The sequence below is a fragment of the Nocardia sp. NPDC047038 genome (assembly GCF_040644075.1).
GTDB classification, from domain to species: domain Bacteria; phylum Actinomycetota; class Actinomycetes; order Mycobacteriales; family Mycobacteriaceae; genus Nocardia; species Nocardia sichangensis.
This window is the reverse complement of the sequence record NZ_JBEYVQ010000004.1, coordinates 416472-431258: the sequence shown is the minus strand read 5'-3', so window position 1 is coordinate 431258 and position 14787 is coordinate 416472. Positions and strand designations below refer to the sequence as shown.

Sequence of the window (14787 nt, the reverse complement as noted above, 5' to 3'; positions counted from 1 at the left end):
CGCGGGCGGCGTCGCTCAGGTGTGGCGGAAACGGATGATGCCCGACCAGGGGGTGCGCATGGGTTTGCGGGGGTCGGGCTGGGGGAGATAGGTGAAGGGACGTAGGTACCAAGGTGCGCGGTGGAACTTGCGGGCGTGCAGCAGCAGGCTTTCCAGTTCGATCGGCTGCCAGCCGAGGTCTTCGAAGAAGCGGACGCCGTTGGCGGGTTCGAACTGCATCGGCGCGTTGGCGAAGGTGTCGCCGGAGCGCATCTTGCGCATACCCAGACTCAGGTCAAGCAGCCACCAGGCGATCTCGGGGCGGGCCAGTGCGGTCGCGAGATCGGTGACCGTCGGCGGGTCGAGGTACATCAGCAGCCCCTCGGTGAGCACCAGGGCCTTGGACGCGCCGGTGGCGCTCGGGCCGATCGCGCCGAGCGCCTCGTCGAGGAACTGCATCCGCGCGTCCGGGTCGGCGAGATCGACCGCGCGGCGGATGAGCACGCAGTGCGGCGTCTCGCCGGCGAGGGCGCTGTCCTTCTCGGCGACGATCTCGGGGAGGTCGGCCTCGATCCAGAGCAACTCGTCGGGCAGATCGAGCCGGTAGGGGCGAGTGTCCAGACCGGCGGCGAGGTTGAGGACGCGGTCGCAGCCCTCGCCGATCGCGGTGGCTATGAGGTCATCGATCAGTTTGGTCCGCGTGACGATCGGCCACCCGTCGCGCATCACCGTAGGCGCGTTGTCGGCGATGGCGTGGCCGCGTTCGCCGGCCAGCCGGTCGGCGAGCGGATCGCGGAACAGCGCGTCCGGGCGGATCGTCTCGCGTGCCCGGTAGGCCGCGACCCAGCGCGCGGTGTCCGAGACGTTGGACGGAACATCCCCTCGGGTCATGCGAGTCAGTCTGTCATATCCGTCCAGTCGGTTTCCGTGGCGGCTGTGGTGCCGGTTCGCGCAGGTCGCGGGCCTCAATGCGGGTGGAAGGCGTCGGAACCGACCTCCGCGGGGTCGAGCAGATGGGCGAGGAACAGGCGGGTGGTCGGCGTCGGTGTGCGGGTGGTGATGGCATGCCAGGGACGATCCAGCGGGGTGCCCTCGACCGGGAGCACGCGCAGCGCGCCGTTCTCCAGGTCCTGGGAGATGGCGTCGCTGTGGATCAACGTCACGCCGAGTCCTTCTCGCGCGGCGGCGAGGACGGCGCCGTGGGAGCCGAGAGTGAGCACGGGCGGTTCGATCCGGAGTTGGTCGAGCAAGGCGAGGGTGGCCTCGCGGGTGCCGGAGCCGCGCCCGCGCAGCAGCCAGGTGGTGTGCAGCGGGTCGAGTTCCGGTAGGCCGACCACGACCAGACGGCTGGGCCGCCGGGCGCGCACCACCAGCCCGGTGTCGCGTGGCGGGCGGCCTGCGATGACGAGATCCGTTTCATGGTGCTGCAATTCGAGGAACAGCGCGTCGCGCGGATGCACCGACAGGCTCAGTTCGATGTCGGGGAACCGGCGGCGGAACGATGCGAGCGGCCGCAGCAGGACGTACTCGCCCGCGGTGGCGACCACGCCGATCCGCAGCCGCCCGGTCTCGGCGCGGCGCACGGCCGCCTGCGCCTCCTTCATCAACCCGAGGATGCCGCGGCAGTACTCGGCGTAGACGCGCCCGGCCTCCGTGAGCGCGATGCCGCGCCCGGACTTCGCGATGAGCTTTGCCCCCAGCAGTTTCTCGATGTGCGCGACGGCCGCGGAGACGGCGGCCTCGGTGATGTGCAACTGCGCCGCGGCGCGGCGGATGCTGCCGTGGCGGGCGACGGCCAGGAAGGTTTCCATCCGAGCCGCGCTCACCATACCCACCCGAGAACGGTAACAAACTCAACGAATATGTTGAGTATCGCGAGAAACAATCAAATTGTTTGTCGGTATCCGGCCCGTCATCCTGGAAATCCCAAGGCACGCCCGTTCGCCCGGGTGCGGGTGTCCCGCAGTGGCACAGCAGGAGGAACGATGGCCGAAGAAACCGAACGCGACCGCTGGGATCCGGGTGTCCAATCCTATGCGTCGATGGGGTATTACGCGCCCGACTACCAGCCGTCGGATACCGACGTGCTCGCCGTGTTCCGGGTGACTCCGCAGCGCGGTGTCGATCCGATCGAGGCGGCGGCCGCGGTGGCGGGTGAATCCTCCACGGCGACCTGGACGGTGGTGTGGACCGACCGGCTCACCGCCCACTCGCGCTACCAGGCGAAGTGTTACCGCATCGACGAGGTCCCCGGGCGGCCGGGGGAGTACTTCGCCTATATCGCTTACGATCTCGACTTGTTCGAGGAGGGGTCGATCACCAACCTGACCTCCTCGATCATCGGCAACGTGTTCGGGTTCAAGCCGCTGCTGGCGCTGCGGCTGGAGGACATGCGCATTCCGGTGGCGTACGTGAAGACGTTCCAAGGGCCGCCGCACGGCACGGTGATGGAACGCGAATATCTCAACAAATACGGCAGGCCGCTGCTCGGCGCGACGGTGAAACCGAAACTCGGGCTATCCGCCCGCAATTATGGGCGCGTCATCTACGAGGCATGCAAAGGCGGCCTGGATTTCACCAAGGACGACGAGAACATCAACTCGCAGCCGTTCATGCGCTGGCGCGACCGGTACCTGTTCGCGATGGAGGGCGTCAACCGTGCGATGGCGGAGACCGGCGAAATCAAAGGCCATTACCTGAATGTGACCGCGGCGTCGATGGAGCAGATGTACGAGCGTGCGGAGTTCGCCAAGGAACTCGGCAGCGTCGTCATCATGATGGACCTCACCGTCGGCTTCACCGCGATGCAGTCGATGTCGCATTGGGCGCGCCGCAACGGGGTGCTGCTGCATCTGCATCGTGCGGGGCATTCCACCTACACGCGGCAGAAGACGCACGGCGTCAGCTTCCGGGTGCTGGCCAAGTGGTGCAGGCTGATCGGCGTCGACCATCTGCACGCGGGCACAGTGGTGGGGAAACTGGAGGGCGACCCGGCGACGACCAAGGGGTTCTACGACACGTTGCGGGAGAACCACATCCGGACCGAGCCGGCCAACGGGATCTTCTTCGACCAGTACTGGGCGAGCCTGCCCGGTGTGATGCCGGTGGCTTCCGGCGGCATCCATGCCGGGCAGATGCATCAGTTGCTCGACCTGTTCGGTGACGACGTGGTGCTGCAGTTCGGCGGCGGCACGATCGGCCATCCGCTCGGCATCGCCGCGGGCGCGGAGGCGAACCGGGTCGCGCTGGAGGCGGTCGTGCAGGCCCGCAACGAAGGCCGCGACCTGTTGAAGGAAGGCCCCGATGTGCTCAGGAAGGCGGCCGAGATCTGCCGTCCGCTCGATGTCGCGCTGGCGACCTGGGGCGATGTCACCTTCGACTACACCTCCACCGACGCGCCGGACGCCGTGCCGACGGCCAGCCGCTGACCATCCAGGAAGGACGAGCCGATGTATCTGAGGCACGGAACATTCTGCTACCTGCCGCCGCTGACCGACGAGCAGATCGCCGCCCAAGTGCGCTACGCATTGCTCAACAGCTGGCCGGTGTCCATCGAGTACACCGACGATCCGCACCCGCGTAATGCCTATTGGGAGATGTGGGGGCTGCCGCTGTTCGACTTGGACGAGCCCGACGGTGTGCTGGCCGAGATCAACGCGTGCCGGGCGACTTTCCCCCGGCACTACGTGCGGGTGCTCGCCTACGACGCCCGCTACACCAGGCAGACGACGGCGCTGAGTTTCCTGGTGCAACGACCGCCCGACGAGCCGGGTTTCGCGCTCACCCGCACCGAGGGTCCCGACCGGATGCAGACATACGGCCTGCATTCGTATGCCACGACCGTCCGGCCGGGAGAGCGGTATGGCGGCTGAGCGCAACGGCTCCGGATTCCGTCTGCACCGGCCGGGGGCTGATGTCCCCGGCGCGGTGCGGACGGCGTCGCCCGATCCGGAAGAGCCGGAAATCCTGGCCGAGGACGCGGTGCTGGACTTGTCGAGCGACATCGCGGGTCACGACGTCGAGGAAACGTTGCGCAGGCTGGACGCGGAGTTGATCGGGCTGGCTCCGGTGAAGCGGCGGGTCCGCGAGATCGCGGCGCTGCTGTTGATCGAGCGTGCCCGGCAGCGTTTCGGACTGACCTCCTCGCGGCCGACCATGCACATGAGCTTCACCGGCGGTCCCGGCACGGGCAAGACCACGGTGGCATTGCGGATGGCGCAGATGCTGCACGCCCTGGGCTACATCCGCAAACCCAAGGTGCACACGGTCACCCGCGACGATCTCGTGGGTCAGTTCATCGGGCACACCGCACCGAAAACCAAAGAGGCGCTGGCCAAGGCGGCGGGCGGGGTGCTGTTCATCGACGAGGCCTACTACCTGTTCCGGCCGGAGAACGAACGCGACTACGGGCAGGAGGTGATCGAGATCCTGTTGCAGGAGATGGAGAACGAACGCGCCAGCCTGGTGGTGATCTTCGCGGGCTACCCCGACCGGATGGACCGCTTCTTCTCCGCCAATCCGGGCCTGTCCTCACGGGTGGCCCATCACCTGGAGTTCGCCGACTACACGCACGCGGAGCTGCTGGGAATCGCCGAGCTCATGGTGGCGGCGGAGAACTTCCACTTCGACGACGCGGCGAGGACCGCTTTCGGGGAGTACCTGGAACACCGGATGACCCGCCCCCGCTTCTCCAACGCCCGCAGCGTCCGCAACGCGCTCGACCGTTGCCGGTTGCGGCAGGCCAAGCGTCTCGTGGAACTGCGCAGACCGCTGACCAAGACCGATTTGATCACGCTGACCGACCGGGATGTCTACGGCAGCAGCGTGTTCACCGACCCCGAGCCCGCCGGCGAGCCGACCGTGTGACCCCGGTGACGAGATCGAGGCGTTATGCCAGAAGGACTGAAGACCCTCACCCGCTTCACCATCGAACAGGAGCATCGGCACCCCGGATCGTCCGGTGAGTTCTCCGCGCTGGTGAACGTGATCGCGACCGCGACGAAGATCGTCGCCAATCAGGTCACCAGGGGCGCGATCGTCGGCTCGATCGGTGCGTCCGAGCCGGACAATCTGCCGCCGACGGTGCATCGCAAACTGGACGCGATCACCAACGACATCATCGTCGCCGAAACTCAATGGACCGGGCACCTTTCGGCGTTGCTGTCCGAACAGATCAGCGAGATCCATCCGGTGCCCGCCACCCATCGGCGCGGGAAGTACCTGCTGGCCTTCGATCCCCTGGACGGTTCGTCGAACATCGACGTCAATCTGCCGGTGGGCACCATCTTCAGCGTGCTGCGCGCGCCCGCGCAGGGCCCGGGCCCTGCGGCGGCCGACTTCCTGCAGCCCGGCGTCGAGCAGGTGTGCGCGGGGTTCACCCTGTACGGGCCCGCGACCATGCTGGTGCTGACGACCGGCAGCGGGGTCGACGGGTTCACCTTGGACCGGGAGATCGGCGCGTTCGTGCTGACCCACCCGCGGATGCGCATCCCCGAGGACACGTCCGGATTCGCGATCAACGCGGCGAATGAGCGGTTCTGGGAACGACCGGTGCGCCGTTACGTGCACGAGTGCCTCGACGGCGTCGACGGCCCCCGCGAGCGGGATTTCAATATGCGCTGGGTGGCCTCGCTGGTCGCCGACACCTTTCACATCCTGACCCGAGGCGGGGTGTACCTGTACCCCCGCGACACCCGCCCGCCCACGCGTCCGGGAAGGGTGGCGTTGCTCTACGGCGCCAATCCGATCGCGTTCATCGTCGAACAGGCCGGGGGCTCCGCGACCACCGGCAGCGAGCGAGTGCTGGAAGTGACGCCCGGCGACGTCCATCAGCGGGTGCCACTGATCTTCGGCTCCCGCAACGAAGTCGAGCGCATCGAGCGGTATCACCGCGAACCCGACGAGGGCCCGAGCTTCGACAGCTCGCTGTTCGGCAGGCGGTCGCTGTTTCGTCCGGCCCAGCGCTGAAGAGGAGAACCATGTCGGTCAAGCACCCGGTCGTCGCCATCACCGGGTCCTCCGGGGCGGGGACCTCCAGCGTGACGCGGACCTTCCAGGAGATCTTCCGCCGCGAAGAGATCAACGCGGCCATCGTCGAGGGCGACGCGTTCCACCGTTACGACCGCAACGAGATGAAACTGGCCATGGCCGAGGCGGAGCAGAGCCGCAATCTGCGGTTCTCGCATTTCGGGGAGGAGGCCAACCTGCTGAAGGAACTGGAGACGCTGTTCCGCGACTACGGCGAGACCGGGGTCGGAACGGTGCGCCGGTACCTGCACGACGAGGCCGAGGCGAAGCCCTACGGCCAGCCGCCGGGCACCTTCACGCCGTGGGAGGAGCTGACGCCGGGCAGCGACCTGCTGTTCTACGAGGGCCTGCACGGCGCGGCGGTCACCTCCACCGTGGATGTGGCGCGATACACCGATCTGCTGGTCGGCGTCGTGCCGATCATCAATCTGGAGTGGATTCAGAAGGTGATCCGGGACAAGACCGAGCGCGGGTACTCCAGCGAGGCCGTGATCGATACGATCCTGCGGCGGATGCCGGACTACGTCACCTACATCTGCCCGCAGTTCTCCCGCACCTACGTCAACTTCCAGCGGGTGCCGACCGTGGACACGTCCAATCCGTTCATCGCGCGCACCATTCCGACGGCAGACGAGAGTTTCGTGGTGATCCGGTTCGCCGACCCGAAGGTGATCGACTTCCCCTATCTGCTGTCGATGCTGCACGACTCGTTCATGTCGCGGACGAATTGCATCGTGGTGCCCGGCGGGAAGATGGAGCTGGCCATGCAGCTGATCTTCACGCCGCTGATCCTGCGGTTGATGGACAAGCGGCCGAAACGCTCGTACTGAGGCGCGGCTAGTCGGGGAGAAGAGGAACCGAGAGGCCCTCGCCGCGGTTGAGGAGGGCGGCGCGGGTGACGGCGGCGGAGCCGAAGCGCTTGCGCAAGTCGTCGAGGGTGGCGTCGAGGCTGTTGGTGGCACGGGCTTCGAAGGGCAGGGTGAGCTGGACGGAGTCGGCGTCGTCGAGGTTGGTCAGCGCGAGACCGATCAGGGTGAGGCCGCGTTCCTGGATGAGCGGCATCGCCCCGGCGAGCAGGGTGCGGGCCGCGCTCAGAATCGTCTCGGTGTGGTCGGTGGCCCCTGCGAGAGTATGCGAGCGGGTGGCCCGGGTGAAATCGTCGAAACGCAGGCGTAGCACCACGGTTCGGCACACCCGGTCGGCGGCGCGTAGGCGACGGCCGAGCCGATCGGTGAGCCCGTGCAGATAGGCCTCGATCTCGTCCGGCGGCCGGTGCTTGCGGCCGAGGGCACGCTGGGCGCCGATCGAGCGCCGCCGCCGGCCGGTCTCGACCCGGCGCGGGTCACGCGCCCAGGACAAGGCGTAGAGGTGGCGTGCCGCGGCGGGACCGAGGATCGCCCGCAGCGGGCGCTCGCCGAGCTCGGCCAGTTGGCCCACCCGCGTGATGCCGTGCTCGTGCAACGTGCGCGCGGTGACATCGCCTACACCCCAGAGCCTTTCGACCGGCAGCGGATGCAGGAAGTCCAGTTCGCCGTCCGGCGGCACCAGCCGTAATCCGTCGGGTTTGGCGACGGCGCTGGCCACCTTGGCGAGGAACTTGGTGCGAGCGATGCCCACCGAGATGGGCAGGCCGACCCGGTCGCGGACTTCCGCACGCAGCCGCGTCGCGATGGCGACGGGCTCGCCCGCGATCCGGCGCAGTCCGCCGACGTCGAGAAAGGCCTCGTCGATCGAGACGCCCTCGACCACGGGTGTGGTGTCGCGGAAGATCTCGAAGACGGCTCTGCTCGCCTCGGCGTAGGCGGACATGCGCGGCGGCACCACGATCGCGTGCGGGCACAACCGGCGCGCCTGTCCGCCGTTCATCGGGGTGCGCACTCCGAACGCCTTCGCTTCGTAGCTGGCCGCCAGGACGACGCCGCCGCCGACGATCACCGGTTTGCCGCGCAGCCACGGGTCGTCCCGCTGCTCGACCGAGGCATAGAAGGAGTCGAGGTCGGCATGCAGGATCGATGCCTCCGGCCGCGCGAGAATCCGGGGCCTGCCGGATCGGGAGACGGGCGCGTCGGACACGAACATATGTTCGCATATGGCCCCGACAGGGTGCGGTCGGAGCGGACGGATCTACTGGTTGCCTCCGTAGTAACCCACCCAAACCGGTAACCTGTTCCCACGACGGGGCACAGCTCGGATGAGGGAGTCGGTACGGTGCGTGGATTCGGGGATCTGGAGGCGGTGATCATGGACCGCATCTGGGATCAGGACGCAGAGGACACAACGGTGCGTGAGATCTTCGACGAACTGTCGGCTCAGCGCGACATCGCGTATACGACGGTGATGTCGACCATGGACAACCTGCATCGCAAGGGGTGGCTGGCGCGCGAACGCGCGGGCAAGGCCTATCGATATTGGCCGACGCTCACCAGGGAAGAACACAGCGCCCGGCTCATGCTGGAGGCGCTGGGTTCCGGCGGACGCTCGGATCTGGTGCTCAGCCATTTCGTCGATCGGATCAGCGCCGAGGAGTCGGCGGGGCTGCGTGCCGCGCTACGCAGACTCGCGGCGCGTAAGTCACCAGAAGTGCCGTGAGCCTGGCCCTGGCTCTGACGTTGTACGGCGGCGTCGTGGCGGCCTTCGGTCCGCCCGTGCTGCGCAGACTGACCCATCGCGGGATCGCGCCGCGGCTGGGTGTGATCGCCTGGGTTGTCGCGATCATCGGTGCGCTGAGCGCATGGGGGGTCGCGGCGGCGGTGCTGACCGTCGAGTTCGCCACCTACTGGGGACATCCGAAGGACGCGTTGCACGCGTGCGCCTCGTTCCTGTGGGCTCCGGTGGATGCGCACGGCGCCGCGGCCGGCCGTGCGGCCACGTTCGCGGTGGCGGCACTGGTGTCCACCGGAACCGTCGCGCTGGTGGCGCGCGCCGTGGGAGTGGTGCTGGACATGCGCAGGCGCACCAGCGTCCACGCGCGGGCGGTCCGTCTGGTCGGCAGGCCGGTGCCGGGAATCGGGGCGGTCGTGCTCGACTCACCGGAGCGGCAGGTGTATTGCGTGCCGGGACGACCCGACACCATCGTGGTCACCACCGCCGCGCTGGCGGCGCTGGACGAGGGTCAACTCGCCGCGGTACTCGCGCACGAACGCGCGCACCTGTCCGGCAGGCACGCGGCGTTGACCGCGGTGCTGCGCGCGGTGGCCACCACACTGCCCGGCCTGCGGTTGTTCACCGGTGGCGCGGCCGAGATCGCCCGTCTGCTGGAGATGTGCGCCGACGACAAGGCCGCCGACGAGCACGGTTCGCTGCCGTTGCTCGGCGGGCTGCTGGCGATCGTCGGCATCGCCGAGCCCGCGCCGCCGGGTGCGCTGGCCGCGGCGGGCACGGCGGTACTGGCCCGCGCCGAACGGCTGGCCGACCCGGTCGGCGCGATTCGGCGCGCCACCACCCGCACCGCGTTGCTCGGCGTGATCGCGATGACGGTCGCCGGGTCGGCGCTGGCCGCCGCGCTGGTCGCCTGCGCGGGCACGATGCTGAACTGAGCAGGAGAAGGAGCGCGAATGCGGGCCACCTGGGATCAGGTTTTCGCCTGGCGGCTGGACCGGCACTATGTCTTGTCCCGGACCGACGAAGGTGCGGTAGCGGTGGCCGGGCGTCTGTGCGGTGTCCAGGCTCAGGTCACCTCAGCGGCCGAACTGGCGGTCGCACTGCGCAGCACGAAGCCCGAATCCGGCGCGCTGGTGCGCGCGCTCGACGACGGCGCGCTGATGAAGACCTGGGCGATGCGCGGCACGCTGCACGCGCTGCCTTCGGAACAGGCCGCCGCCGTTCTCGCGCTCATCGGTTCCGCGCGCACCTGGGAGAAACCCTCCTGGCAGAAGAACTTCGGCGCTTCGCCCACGGAGGTGGCGGCACTGACCGAGGCGGTCGCGCAGGTACTCGACGCCGCGGTGCTCACCCGGGAGGAGTTGCTCGAAGCCCTGGTGTCCGCACCGGAATTCCACCGGCTGGGGGAGGAACTGCGATCCGGTTGGGGTGCGCTGCTCAAACCGCTGGCCTGGCAGGGCGTGCTGTGTCACGGCCCGGCACGAGGCACCAAAGTGACGTTCACCAGTCCCGCGCACCTGGTGCGCGACTGGCCCGGCCTGCCCGATCTCGACGCCGCGGCGCGGGTGGCGATCCTCGGCTATCTCGGCGCCTACGGCCCGGCGACGCCGGAGACCTTCGACGCCTGGCTCAGCCGCAACAGCCTGCGCAAGACCACGGTGCGCCGCTGGTTCGCCGAGTTGGGCGACCTGATCACCGAAATCGACGTGGAGGGCCGCCGCGCCTTCCTGCCGACCGACCAGGTCGACGCACTGGCCGCCGCCGCGCCGAGTGCGACGGTGCACCTGCTCGGCGCCTTCGATCAATACGTGCTGGGACCGGGCACCGGTGACACCGAGCTGCTGCCTGCCGCGCACCGTGCGAAGGTGAGCCGCACCGCGGGCTGGATCTCACCGATCGTCGTGGTGGGTGGGCGCATCGCGGGTGTCTGGGAGCTCGCCGAGGACGCCGTCGAGATCACCATGTTCGACGGTGCGCCGTTGCCTGCGCGGGGCCTGGAAGCGGCCGTCGCCCACGTGGCGCTGGCGGCTGGGCGCGAGAGCCTCACGGTGGCAGTCGCGTAGCGTTGCCACGCTGTGGCATAGGGTGTTCCAGGCTGTCGAGGATGCACTGCCGACCGAAACGGGCTACTGATGCGATTCCGCCGCTCGTGGTCCGGCGATTTCAGCGCCCAGCCGCTGAACTGCCCGTCGCGTGGGACCCTGGTCGGCGTCCGGTGCTGTTCGGACGTCGACCAGGGATCGACCAAGTGTGCGGCCGACGAATCGGCCGATGACAGCCACTACGGACAGCGCCGCGATGGATCCGGAAAGCGCGGCCGCGGATCGCCGAGCAATTGGCGGCGCGACGCGCGCTGTCGAATCGGCGCTGTCGAGCGGAGTGTCACGCACGGGCCATGGGCTTGGATCCGGATCAGGCGACGGCCGACTCGATAGCCGATTCTGGTTGTGCGACAGTGGGTTTCGTAATACGCGCGGTCGCGCCGACCAAGCCCGCGAGGACCGCGACCACGGCCGTCGCGTACCACCCGTGCCGGAACGCGTCGAGTGTCGCCTCCGGGCTTGTAGGTGAGCCGAGCACCGCGACCAGGCCCGCGACGCCGACGGCGAGACCGAGCTGGCGCGCCATGCTCAGCACGGCCGATCCGGTGGCGAACCGCTGCGGCGGCAGTCCGCCGGTGCCCGCGGCGAAGGCGGTCGGCAGGGTGAGGCCGACGCCGATGCCGCTGACCACCATGCCGCCGAGCAAGCCACCGACATAGTCGGGCGTCAGGGTGACCGCCCGCGCCCACCACAGCATGCCCGCGCCGAACACGATCCCGCCCGCGGCGATGACCGGCCCGGCCCCGATCCGGCCGATCAGCCGTCCCGCCAGGGCGGCGACCACCGGCACCATCAGCGGGCCCGGAGCGATGGCCAGTCCGGTGCGCAACGCCGACCAATCCCAGACGTTCTGCGCCCACAGCACCACCGACAGCAGCATCGCGCCGAAGGCCACGTTGAACAACACCGCGTTGCCGGTCATCCAGGCGAAGTTGGGCGCGCGCAGCAGCGCCGGATCCACCACCGGGCTGTGGTGCCGGGCCGAGGAGACGACGAACGCCACCGTCAGGATCGCCGCCAGCGCGAACGCGACCAGCACCCGCGCCGACGACCAGCCCCAGCCCTCGCCCTTGACCAGGCCGAGCACCAGGCTCGCGATGGCCCCGACCAGCAACGCCGCACCAAGCAGGTCGGGCAGCCGCCCGCCGTCGCCCTCGGGATCGGGCAGCCTCCGCAGTCCGACCACCACGGCGGCCAGACCGATCGGCACATTCACCAGAAATACCCAGCGCCAGCCGAATTCGACGAGAAGGCCGCCGAGGACCGGGCCGAGCGCCGCGCCGAGCCCGCCGAAGGCGACCCACAGCCGCACGGCGGCGGCGCGGCGCGATGGCGGGCTGGCCGCGAGCACCAAGCCGAGCGAGGCGGGCGTCAGCAGCGCGCCGCCGACGGCCTGGAGCACGCGGAACAGCACCAGCGACCCGACGTCCCAGGCGGTGGCGCACAGTGCCGATCCGACGACGAAGACCACCAGCCCGAGCAGGAAGGTGGTCCGGATGCTGCGACGGTCGCCCAGTCGTCCCGCCGGGACCAGCAGCGCGGCGAACACGATCGCGTAGGCGTTGAGTACCCAGGACAGTCCCGAAATCTGCGCTCCGCCGAGGTCGGCGGCCATGTCCGGCAGGGCGACGTTGACGATGAACAGGTCCAGGCTCGACAGCAGGACGCCGAGGGAGACGACGGCGAGCACGACCCGGTAGTCGGTGGCCCGGTTGGGCGGCGTGGATGAAGAATGCACGATCGTCTCCGTTCAGCCGAGCACGCGGCGGGTCTGGCGGGCCGAGGCGAGCAGCAGGCCGCTTCGATCCCAGATCGAGGTGTCGTCCACCGACCAGCCGCCACCGGTCGAGGCGTTCACCGTGCGCACCAGCACCGGCGAGCCCTCGGTCGGCACGTCGTGCAGGTGTATCGACAACGCCACGGTGGGAATCGCGACGGGCGCGCGCAGTGTGGGAAAGACGGCGGGCGGCAGGGCATCGGCGAGGATCGCGAGGGCCGCGGCATCGGTGGGCAACTCGGGGACGAGTTCGATCCACGCGCACATCATCGGTTCGTCCGCACCGGTCAGCGGCAGCGGCCCGGCTGCCGGACGGATGTCGAAATGCACGCCCACCGGAACGATTTCGGGCGGGAGGGCGAAGTGCGCACAGGAATCGGGATCGGGCACTCGCGGCGCGGGCGCGCCTGCGTAATCCGCGACGCCCGACGCCATGGCGCGACCGAGCGTGACGGACGCCCCGGCGACCGGGCTGCCGTCCTGGTCGGCGCCCACCTCCACCACGACGGTGCTGCGGCCGACGGCGCGTGCGGTCGCGTGGAAGGTGAGCACTTCGTCTGTGGGGCGGCCCAGGAACCGGAGGTCCACGGCCCGCACCGGCAACGGTTCCGCGGCGGCCGCGCGAGCCACCTCGATGAGCAGTGCCGCGATCACGCCGCCGTGCGGGCCGGTCCAGCCGCGCCAGGACCGGTCGACGCGCGCCTGCCACCCAGCGGTGCCGGTCTCGGTGAGCGTGAACTCCTCGGCGAGTGTCCGCTTAGTGAGTTGTTTCATGCAACGCACCATAAGCGAGTGAGTTCTATGAAGCAACCGACTATGCTGACGGATATGCGCAGGACGAGCTTCGAGGACATGAACTGCTCGCTGGCCCAGTGCCTCGAGGTGGTCGGAGAGTGGTGGACGCTGCTGATCGTGCGCGACGCTCTGTTCGGCGTGACGCGCTTCGACGACTTCCACGCCCGTCTCGGCATCGCCCGCAACGTGCTCACCCAGCGTCTCGAGCATCTGATCGAGCATGGGGTACTGACCAGAGAGCCCTACCAGGACAATCCGGTTCGCTACGACTACCGGCTCACCCCGAAAGGCCGTTCGCTGTGGCTTGTCGTCACCGCGATGCGTCAGTGGGGCGACGAATGGGCCGCCCCGGACGGCCCGCCGGTGCAGACCGTACACACCACGTGCGGGAACCTCGCGACCGTCGAACCGGTGTGCTCCGAGTGTGGTGAGCACATCGCCCCACGCGACCTGTGCCCCGTTCTCGGCCCCGGCGCCAAGGATCCTTCCCTCCTGCCATCGCGCTGAGGCGGGTGCGGCCGGTTCCGCGTTCACCGCCGCGCGGCGATAGGCTGCGGCGGTGGCGGACGGGCGAGTGCGGCAACTGATCGACACGGTGGCGTGGGTGCGCATCGAGGAGGGACGCATTCTCTGCGCCAGACCGCGCGGCAAAGGCGTCTTCTACATCCCGGGCGGCAAGCGCGAGGGCGCCGAAACCGACCTGCAGACACTGCTCCGCGAGATCGAGGAGGAACTCACCGTCGCCCTGCTGCCGGAGACCGCAGCGCATGTCGGCACCTACGAGGCGGTGCACGGCCCGACGGACGGCGCGCTGGTGCGGATGAGTTGCTACACCGCGGATTATCGTGGAACGCTGGCCGCCAGCAGCGAGATCGAAGAGGTCGCGTGGTTCTCCTATGCCGATCGCGCCCTCGTCCCCCCCGTTGATCAGCTGCTGTTCGACGATCTGGTGCACGCGGGTCTGCTGCGGTGAATCGCGGGCCGAACAGCGCTACCGTCGGCGATATGTCCTGGTTTCGGCCGCTTCTGCGCTACGCAGCCTACGCACTCCGGGCGCTGCCCCTGGCGGCGCGGCGAATTCCCACCCGATTGCGCGTGCCGCGGCGAATGCTCGGCGAATCCGTTCTGCCGCATAAATTCTCGGCTCTCCGGTCGGTGTCGCACTCGGTGCTCAGTGGTGGGGTGGGCCTGGTGACGTGGTTCCTGGCGTTCCTCGCGGCCCTGGGCGCGTTCCGCGGAGTCTGCTATCCGCTCGTCGCGAGTGATGATCTCGAAGATTCGTGGGGTGGCCCGACATTGGCGGGGGCGTGGGCGGTGCACGCGGCGCTCGGTGTCGGGTTGCTGCCGGTGTGGTTGCTGGCCCTGGCCGGGCTCGGCGCGTTCCAATTGCGGCTGACCCGCGGTTTGCTCGGCCGGAACGGGCCGCGGTGGCCCGCTCCGGCGGCGGTCGTGCTCGTCGCCGGTGGCGCGCTGCTGTTCGTCGCCTGGCTGCGGCAGGTGTGAGCC

16 protein-coding genes are annotated in these 14787 nt (G+C 69.1%); 11 read left to right on the top strand and 5 right to left on the bottom strand.

Annotation, left to right across the window (positions count from 1 at the left end; genetic code table 11):
- Positions 1-15: 15 nt before the first annotated feature.
- Together ABZ824_RS18565 and ABZ824_RS18560 are read right to left on the bottom strand one after the other, a co-directional pair.
- Positions 16-870, bottom strand: coding sequence for an SAM-dependent methyltransferase (locus tag ABZ824_RS18565; protein ID WP_356964343.1), 855 nt, complete (start codon positions 868-870; stop codon positions 16-18).
- A gap of 74 nt (positions 871-944) precedes the next feature.
- Positions 945-1808 carry a LysR family transcriptional regulator gene (locus tag ABZ824_RS18560; RefSeq protein WP_355074429.1) on the bottom strand — a complete coding sequence of 288 codons (864 nt, stop codon included), beginning with the start codon at positions 1806-1808 and terminating at the stop codon, positions 945-947.
- Positions 1809-1964: 156 nt separating this feature from the next.
- Here ABZ824_RS18560 and ABZ824_RS18555 point away from each other — a divergent pair, with 156 nt between their 5' ends.
- Genes ABZ824_RS18555 through ABZ824_RS18535 form a run of 5 tightly spaced genes read left to right on the top strand, consistent with a single transcriptional unit; the run spans position 1965 to position 6836 of the window.
- Entirely contained in the window at positions 1965-3407 is a 1443-nt protein-coding gene (locus ABZ824_RS18555; RefSeq protein ID WP_355073982.1) for a form I ribulose bisphosphate carboxylase large subunit, read from the top strand.
- Positions 3408-3428: 21 nt separating this feature from the next.
- Positions 3429-3851, top strand: coding sequence for a ribulose bisphosphate carboxylase small subunit (locus ABZ824_RS18550; RefSeq protein ID WP_356964342.1), 423 nt, complete (start codon positions 3429-3431; stop codon positions 3849-3851).
- Positions 3841-4845 (top strand): AAA family ATPase, encoded by a 1005-nt coding sequence (locus ABZ824_RS18545; protein ID WP_356964340.1) that lies wholly within the window; start codon positions 3841-3843, stop codon positions 4843-4845. The genes ABZ824_RS18550 and ABZ824_RS18545 overlap by 11 nt, the downstream gene beginning before the upstream one ends.
- A 24-nt stretch (positions 4846-4869) precedes the next feature.
- Complete coding sequence (locus tag ABZ824_RS18540; RefSeq protein WP_355073977.1) at positions 4870-5946, top strand: class 1 fructose-bisphosphatase; 1077 nt, start codon at positions 4870-4872, stop codon at positions 5944-5946.
- 11 nt (positions 5947-5957) lie between these two features.
- On the top strand, positions 5958-6836 hold the full coding sequence (locus ABZ824_RS18535) for a phosphoribulokinase (RefSeq protein WP_355073975.1): 879 nt from the start codon (positions 5958-5960) through the stop codon (positions 6834-6836).
- Positions 6837-6843: 7 nt separating this feature from the next.
- Here the strand turns inward: ABZ824_RS18535 and dinB are convergent, their stop codons facing one another.
- Positions 6844-8085: a DNA polymerase IV gene (gene dinB / locus ABZ824_RS18530; RefSeq protein ID WP_356964337.1), complete on the bottom strand. Its 1242-nt coding sequence runs from the start codon at positions 8083-8085 to the stop codon at positions 6844-6846.
- A 129-nt stretch (positions 8086-8214) separates the two neighbouring features.
- Here dinB and ABZ824_RS18525 point away from each other — a divergent pair, with 129 nt between their 5' ends.
- The 3 genes from ABZ824_RS18525 to ABZ824_RS18515 are packed head-to-tail and all read left to right on the top strand — an operon-like array spanning position 8215 to position 10670.
- The gene (locus tag ABZ824_RS18525; RefSeq protein WP_043691105.1) at positions 8215-8595 is read left to right on the top strand and encodes a BlaI/MecI/CopY family transcriptional regulator; all 381 of its coding nucleotides are present in this window, start codon (positions 8215-8217) and stop codon (positions 8593-8595) included.
- Positions 8592-9542, top strand: a complete 951-nt coding sequence (locus ABZ824_RS18520; protein ID WP_356964335.1) for a M56 family metallopeptidase — start codon at positions 8592-8594, stop codon at positions 9540-9542. Before ABZ824_RS18525 ends, ABZ824_RS18520 begins: the two co-directional genes overlap by 4 nt.
- An 18-nt stretch (positions 9543-9560) precedes the next feature.
- Positions 9561-10670, top strand: coding sequence for a crosslink repair DNA glycosylase YcaQ family protein (locus tag ABZ824_RS18515; protein WP_356964334.1), 1110 nt, complete (start codon positions 9561-9563; stop codon positions 10668-10670).
- 349 nt (positions 10671-11019) lie between these two features.
- On the opposite strand, the gene ABZ824_RS18510 is transcribed toward ABZ824_RS18515, so the two are convergent.
- Complete coding sequence (locus tag ABZ824_RS18510; RefSeq protein WP_356964332.1) at positions 11020-12447, bottom strand: MFS transporter; 1428 nt, start codon at positions 12445-12447, stop codon at positions 11020-11022.
- A gap of 12 nt (positions 12448-12459) precedes the next feature.
- Positions 12460-13260 carry a thioesterase family protein gene (locus tag ABZ824_RS18505; RefSeq protein WP_356964331.1) on the bottom strand — a complete coding sequence of 267 codons (801 nt, stop codon included), beginning with the start codon at positions 13258-13260 and terminating at the stop codon, positions 12460-12462.
- A 54-nt stretch (positions 13261-13314) separates the two neighbouring features.
- On the opposite strand from ABZ824_RS18505, the gene ABZ824_RS18500 reads away from it, so the two are divergent.
- Genes ABZ824_RS18500 through ABZ824_RS18490 form a run of 3 tightly spaced genes read left to right on the top strand, consistent with a single transcriptional unit; the run spans position 13315 to position 14784 of the window.
- A complete protein-coding gene (locus ABZ824_RS18500; RefSeq protein WP_356964329.1) occupies positions 13315-13788 on the top strand; it encodes a helix-turn-helix domain-containing protein in 474 nt (157 codons plus the stop codon).
- A gap of 52 nt (positions 13789-13840) precedes the next feature.
- Positions 13841-14254 (top strand): NUDIX domain-containing protein, encoded by a 414-nt coding sequence (locus ABZ824_RS18495; protein WP_355073963.1) that lies wholly within the window; start codon positions 13841-13843, stop codon positions 14252-14254.
- A gap of 32 nt (positions 14255-14286) precedes the next feature.
- On the top strand, positions 14287-14784 hold the full coding sequence (locus ABZ824_RS18490; protein WP_356964327.1) for a hypothetical protein: 498 nt from the start codon (positions 14287-14289) through the stop codon (positions 14782-14784).
- The last annotated feature ends 3 nt before the right edge of the window (positions 14785-14787 follow it).

Excerpts from the sequence above, each read along its gene's own strand:
- ABZ824_RS18565 (WP_356964343.1), bottom strand. The coding sequence starts at position 870 with ATGACCCGAGGGGATGTTCCGTCCAACGTCTCGGACACCGCGCGCTGG.
- ABZ824_RS18560 (WP_355074429.1), bottom strand. The coding sequence starts at position 1,808 with ATGGTGAGCGCGGCTCGGATGGAAACCTTCCTGGCCGTCGCCCGCCAC.
- ABZ824_RS18555 (WP_355073982.1), top strand. The coding sequence starts at position 1,965 with ATGGCCGAAGAAACCGAACGCGACCGCTGGGATCCGGGTGTCCAATCC.
- ABZ824_RS18550 (WP_356964342.1), top strand. The coding sequence starts at position 3,429 with ATGTATCTGAGGCACGGAACATTCTGCTACCTGCCGCCGCTGACCGAC.
- ABZ824_RS18545 (WP_356964340.1), top strand. The coding sequence starts at position 3,841 with ATGGCGGCTGAGCGCAACGGCTCCGGATTCCGTCTGCACCGGCCGGGG.
- ABZ824_RS18540 (WP_355073977.1), top strand. The coding sequence starts at position 4,870 with ATGCCAGAAGGACTGAAGACCCTCACCCGCTTCACCATCGAACAGGAG.
- ABZ824_RS18535 (WP_355073975.1), top strand. The coding sequence starts at position 5,958 with ATGTCGGTCAAGCACCCGGTCGTCGCCATCACCGGGTCCTCCGGGGCG.
- dinB (WP_356964337.1), bottom strand. The coding sequence starts at position 8,085 with ATGTTCGTGTCCGACGCGCCCGTCTCCCGATCCGGCAGGCCCCGGATT.
- ABZ824_RS18515 (WP_356964334.1), top strand. The coding sequence starts at position 9,561 with ATGCGGGCCACCTGGGATCAGGTTTTCGCCTGGCGGCTGGACCGGCAC.
- ABZ824_RS18505 (WP_356964331.1), bottom strand. The coding sequence starts at position 13,260 with ATGAAACAACTCACTAAGCGGACACTCGCCGAGGAGTTCACGCTCACC.
- ABZ824_RS18500 (WP_356964329.1), top strand. The coding sequence starts at position 13,315 with ATGCGCAGGACGAGCTTCGAGGACATGAACTGCTCGCTGGCCCAGTGC.
- ABZ824_RS18490 (WP_356964327.1), top strand. The coding sequence starts at position 14,287 with ATGTCCTGGTTTCGGCCGCTTCTGCGCTACGCAGCCTACGCACTCCGG.